The 5,756-nt window shown below is 64.9% G+C and carries 3 protein-coding genes and 1 pseudogene; all 4 read right to left on the reverse strand.

Annotated features, from left to right (window positions below; all coding sequences use genetic code 11):
* Positions 1–748: 748 nt before the first annotated feature.
* Positions 749–1,069 (reverse strand): annotated as a pseudogene (mihF, locus tag I4J89_RS48855) (integration host factor, actinobacterial type); the annotation flags it as partial.
* A gap of 329 nt (positions 1,070–1,398) precedes the next feature.
* Positions 1,399–2,133 (reverse strand): hypothetical protein, encoded by a 735-nt coding sequence (locus I4J89_RS48860; RefSeq protein WP_196421068.1) that lies wholly within the window; start codon positions 2,131–2,133, stop codon positions 1,399–1,401.
* A gap of 242 nt (positions 2,134–2,375) precedes the next feature.
* Positions 2,376–2,864 (reverse strand): hypothetical protein, encoded by a 489-nt coding sequence (locus tag I4J89_RS48865; RefSeq protein WP_196421069.1) that lies wholly within the window; start codon positions 2,862–2,864, stop codon positions 2,376–2,378.
* 951 nt (positions 2,865–3,815) lie between these two features.
* Positions 3,816–4,637: a polysaccharide deacetylase family protein gene (locus I4J89_RS48870; RefSeq protein WP_196421070.1), complete on the reverse strand. Its 822-nt coding sequence runs from the start codon at positions 4,635–4,637 to the stop codon at positions 3,816–3,818.
* Between the last annotated feature and the right edge of the window lie 1,119 nt (positions 4,638–5,756).

Below are 5,756 nucleotides of genomic sequence, written 5' to 3' on the forward strand. Positions count from 1 at the left end.
CGAGACGCTAGGTGATCATGAGGATGATGATCAACTAGCCGTACTGTGGGGAAGATCCCGTTGACAGCCTGCTCGAATAGATGCCCCGTTCGTCAAGCACTGACGGTCTCCACTCGGGATCGGCCGGATCGGCCGGCCTCGCCGGCGTCTCCTCCTGCTCGTCCGCCGTCAGCCGGTGATGTGGGCCGAGCTCAGCCGTACGTCTTCGAAGGCTGGCCTGGCCAGGATGCCCGGCATCCCTAGTTAGGCCCCCTGTTTCGTAGCGCCGTCGATGTTGCGGCGTGGCGGTAATCGATAATGGAAGAGTCTCCGGTATTTGGTTCAGCGACCAAGCTAAAAATGCGGAGGATGCATGGCCACGGAGGTTGGCACCCGGTTCCGACGCGCGCTCGCCAAGGCGGCCCTCATGCCGGGCGTTGGCTGGGCTGTTGTCGTGGTGACACTGCTGGGCGCCGCCACTAGACATCCACACCGATATCCGTCACGGTCGTCGGCGAAGAAAATCGCTCGGATTGTTCGACAATTTTTTGCACTTGCCCGGTCGGGGCGGCGACTGCGATGGTCAGCCTCGTGTCATCTTGGGACTCAAAGCCTGAGAGAGTGTAGCCGGAAGATTCGCCTGAGGCTGCATCGCGGGAGCCACTACGCCTCGGTCGATTCAGGTCTGTCCTGGGTTTCTGGGTCCTCGAGCCGGCTCGACTGACAGGGCGCCCAGTTGATTCATCATCTTGCTTTGTGCCCACCGGCCGCTGCCAAACTCGGCCAATATTGCCTTCTTTTGCTGATCACCCAATCCACGCAAGCGACGACTGTCAGCGATCTTCAGATTTTCCATTATTTGCGTAGCTCTGATTTTACGGACACCGGGTAGTGCCTGCAAAACGGCCGAGACCTTGAGTTTGCCTATAAACTCTGTCGTCTCGGCATCCTCAAGGACCGAGGCAAGCGTCACCCTTCCCGACTTGAGAGCATCCTTCAGTTCAGCGCGGGCCCTGCGGATCTCTGCTGCTCGGTCCACTGCGGTGGCGCGTTTTACGGGCTCAGACTCCGAGTACGGTTGAGGGTTCAGCGACGGAAGGTTCAAGACGATCTCCCCTCGGCTATCGGGACACCCTGTGGTGGTGCTCCTCTGCTTTGGAGTTGCGTGTGTAGCGGATATCATACGCAACGTACGCAAGATGCCGGCCCGGCGTTGCCGTAACTTGCAGCTGCGTTCTGGCGGATGGCCTCGTCAAGAGCGCATTGTTCACCACAATATCGTCGGGGTGATCGAGTGCACTCAATTCGGCAAAGTCGGATGTCAAGCGCCCGCGACCCCGGCCGCGGCCCGTGACATGCTCGTTGGCGGCCAGCGCGCACGGACAGCGGCAAGATCAGTGCGTGGATTGTCGTATGCCTTCAGTCGTCGGTGAAACCGATCTGGGCCATGTTCGTTCCGTCGGCGTTCTTGGCGAGAAGGTCCTTGTACCTATCGGGCTCCGCCTCGGCGATGGCCCGGGCACGAGCAACGAGGTGGTGCAGAGTAGGTGGGTAGTAGTCCTTGACGAGCAGGAATCCGCGGGCCAGCCACTCTTGGGTGGGTATGTAGTCGGAGGCCACGAAGGCGGCGAGACACGCGTTGCGGTAGTGACTGCGCAGGTCCACCACCTCGTCGTCGGTCGCCTGACTGGCCGGCGTGGGCCGATGCTGGTGGAGGGCTTCGACAGAGTCATACACCAAGCTGACCTGGGACCAGTACCAGGCACGCACGGCGCAGACCTTCTTATGATCGGGCTCGTTCTCCACGGCCGAGATCAGATAACGCTGGACCGTGCGCCGGCCCACCGCTTGCATGACCGGATGGATTGTTTGCTCGTTGGCGGCCACGTCTTCATCACAGATGATCGGTGGCAGGACCCGTCCGGCGTGGAATGCTGTGAGGCTGGGCCGAGCCTTGAGGATGTCACCGAGGTAAGTCCGTTTCGCGCTAACCCTGTGGTACGCCCGAAAACGTTGATCACTTCGGTACGGCTCAGGTAGTTCCTCGGGTTGCCACTCGGGGCTGGCCTCGGCAATTAGATCGTCGAGGCGGCGCTCGAACTCGGTCGCGAGATCACCGTTGGTCCAGCAGTGCATGGTGTCATCATGTTCCATGGCCGCTCACAGCCCCTGCCTCCGTACGTCCGCTCATCGGCATGTCCGTGCGCTGGCGGCATCGACCCGGCCGTGACGCTACGCGTAGCAAGCGGATCGCGGCAGATCCGCGCATCGGTACGCCAAGCGCTACTGGAGCGAGCAAATCGGTTCGCCACTGGCGAAGCCCGCCTCAGGATGGCCGGAGCGGTCGGTGATGGCCGCTGCCGGCCGCGGCTATCCTGCCCACAGGATTCGCCGGTTCAGATGACGCCGAAATGCCGGCAGACGGTGCGGGTCTCGCCGCCGACTGTGCGCTGGCCCAGCCAGCGGACGACGAAGAACATAACTACCTGGTCGTAGGCACCGAAGCCCTCGGGCGGTTGCGACAGGCCCTTGGCGGCCGTTACCCAGGCGACGACATCCCTCGTACGGGGCCCGTACTTACCGTCCTGGACCAGCCCGCCCTGATGGCAACTGTTCAGACTGCCCTGCAGAACGAAGACCGCCGAACCCACACCGCCACCGCTGTAGCCGTCGTTCAACTTGAGCACACACACGTGCTCGTTCGAGTTGCGCCCGAGCGACGGGACTTCGAACCGATAGCCGTCGCTGGAGAACTTCGTGGTCCAAGAGTTGCAGGTGGGCGTGGCCGCCGATGCCGGCGATGCGGGCGCGACGAGGGCCGTTATAACGATCACCGCACCTGCCACGGCCGCAAAAAGACGTCTGGATAGAATCCGCACAATCATTCTCCAATGATCTCGGCCAGAGGGAGCTGGCATCGAATCTCGTCACTTCATAAATTCCGTGCACCCTAGCAGGCGGGGATGGCCGAGCAGATCGACATTGCTCAATTGGGCACACTGCGACCGATTCAGACGGCAACACGCTAATGATCGGTGATCGATAAGAGGCATGGCCTTCACCGGAAGCTCCGCGGCCCGCCAAGAGGATGAAGCGTCGCGCTCGTCGCCTCACGATCTTGTGACGTGGCGGCTGAGCGGTCAAAAGATCGCCAGTGTGCGTGACAGCGGAGAACAACGGCCGCATATCAAGCAGATCCGGACGCCGCCGGGTCGACCAACGCCACTTTCTGTAGTCGATGATCTCTGTGCTGGTATCGGCTCGGCCGCCGGCTCGCCGCTGAGCTTGCCATTGTCGCGGGCCGCTGTGTACCCGGTGGCGTACACGGCTCTGGACTGCAACAACTCGTATGCCGGCACCGGCCAACGCAACGCGGTCCGTGCGGCGAGCGCGGCCCCGGCGTCGGCCGGACGGGGCGTGCGGCGCCGCGGCGAGGAACGACCGGCGGTCGCGCGGCCTGCTCGCGCAGCGCCTCGGGCAGGTGCCCCGAGACCGGACATGGCACCTGCGCCGCCGGGCTGTCCGAGGTTGCGGTCGGCTGCGGCTCGGCCGCTCGACGATGACGTGAGCGTTGGTGCCGCCGTCGCCCGGGTAGCCACACCACCGGTAGCCCAGGCCATGGCCACGCCGGTGCGCCGCGGCAGCCGCCCGGCCGCAGACACAAATGTCCGCACCCGCGCCTCGGCCGACGGCCAGCGGACCGCCGAGGCCAAGCATGCCCGTCAAGGCTCCACTCGACTCGTATGGCTGGGAACTCGTCAGGAGGGTACGCCTGCCGACGCTCGTCCACTGGTTTCGAGCGTTGCTCTCGAGGTTTCGGGCCTGGCTTTATGCGATCAGTGTGTGAGGACTGTCGACCGTGTTGGTGCAGTGGCTTTCTCGAGACCGACCAGCTGTGACACGGTGGCGAACCGGAAGCCGCGTGCCCTAAGGCCGGTGAACATGGCGCCAAGGCGGCGTAGCGCGACGAGCCGGTGTGACTTGCCGATGTCGTGCGCCAGAATGATCGACCCTGGCCGCACGTTGTCGACGATGTCGCGCACTTGCCCCTCCGGGTTGTTGGCGAAGTACCGCTCACGCATCAGGTGCGACCACAACACGATGTCGTAGTCGAAGGCGTTCGCGGCCAGCACGGTGGACCCGCCGAGGTGACCGTACGGCGGTCGCAGCAGTGTCGGTGGCCGGCCGAGGACTCGCTCGATCACCTCGTGGGTACGCGACAGCTCTGTCTCCACGTGGGCGCGATCGAGGGTGGCGAGGTCGTCGTGCGACCACGAGTGATTGCCGATCTCGTGGCGGCTCATCCTGTGGCGTACGAGGTCGGCGTGGGCATGCAGGTTGCGTCCCACCATGAAGAACGTGGCCGGTATCCGCGCCTCGTCCAGCGCGTCGAGCACCATCGGCGTCCACTGCGGGCCGGGCCCGTCGTCGAAGGTGAAGGCCACGACGGGTTCGGTGGTCTCCACGTAGTGGCGGATGGTGATGCTCGCAGTGCGCAGGGCCTCGGGCGCGTCGGCCGCAGCCGCGTACCCTCCGCCCAGCGGCGGCCGGTCCCAGCCGAACATCCGTGGCACCTCGCTCACTCCCACCGCGCCACAGGCGGCACCACCCGCCGTAAGAAGCGCCGCACGCATGGCGGCACGCCGATTCAGCCTCATTCAAGATCTCCCCCGTTGCGGCCCGCGAGGGTAGCTCGGCGCGGCAACGGGCTTATCGACCTCATAACGCTGGTGTTGGGGGCACCACCGGGGCCAACCCGGTGCGGCACGGTTGCCGTGGCAGCTGCTATGCGCGACGGTCGCGGCCCAGTGCTACAGCGCTGCCGCACATGCGCTGTGGGTAAGCTGCGGCCTCGGGAGAAAGGACTGTGCTGCCTTCGTTGCGAGACGCGACGCTGTTCAAGACCGCGTACGCCAACGGGCTGCGGCGCAGCGAGACCCAATGCTAAGTGCCCGTGCCGGGTGAACAGCTGGAACGGCAACATCAGGTAGTCAACCTTGTCTGGATGCCTATGCGGCGACCGCAAACCCCACCGGGCCGGCCCGCCGCCATGGCTACTGCGGGTCGGCGGTTTGCCACGGATGAAGCAATTGCTCGGGCCTAAGGTCCCAAGCTCGGCGGTGGAGCGTGCTCTCGCCGACGGCAGTGGTGGCTTTCATGAGGATCGCGCCGATGTCGTAGTCCCAGTGCTCCAACTGGAGGGTGAGACACGATCAGCTCGGCTCCAACCTTCGTGGCTGGCGTTCCGGTCGTCGGTGCTGGCGACGGGTCGAATACCTACGAAAGCTCGCCTGCCCCGGTCGGGCGGCGGCAGGCAACCTCGGTGACCAACCGGCGACCGAGACGCAGTGCGCCCAGCTTGTCGGTCGGCCATGGCGCCGGATTTTTGAGGCGGTCACTGGGCCACCAGACGGTTCAAGCGTTGTCTCCCGTGTCCGGAGCAGCAGTGACGGTGGGCTGCGCTCTGCCGGCCCAACGTCGCTGCTGCATCCCCGGCGCTGAGACGGCAGTGACGTTGGGCCCGGGGCTGATCGCGGGTCCGGCGCGTTGAGGTGAACGGCAGCGGCTCGCTCCCGTGCGCGCTCATCGGCAAAGTCGGACGTTGAGCGCCGGCGACCCCGGCTACGGCCCGTGACGTGCTCGTTGGCGGCCAGCGTGCACGGACAGCGGCAGATTCCGGCGGTGCAATCGTCAACGGCCGAGTACGGCACCGCCGTTGAGACCGATGATCTGCCCTGTCAGGTAGCCGGCGTCGGGCGAGGCGATGTAACGGATGG

This window comes from Actinoplanes aureus (genome assembly GCF_015704865.1).
GTDB lineage: Bacteria > Actinomycetota > Actinomycetes > Mycobacteriales > Micromonosporaceae > Actinoplanes > Actinoplanes aureus.

Coding starts and splice junctions, on each gene's coding strand:
- I4J89_RS48865 (WP_196421069.1), bottom strand. CDS start 2,864: ATGATTGTGCGGATTCTATCCAGACGTCTTTTTGCGGCCGTGGCAGGT.
- I4J89_RS48860 (WP_196421068.1), bottom strand. CDS start 2,133: ATGGAACATGATGACACCATGCACTGCTGGACCAACGGTGATCTCGCG.
- I4J89_RS48870 (WP_196421070.1), bottom strand. CDS start 4,637: ATGAGGCTGAATCGGCGTGCCGCCATGCGTGCGGCGCTTCTTACGGCG.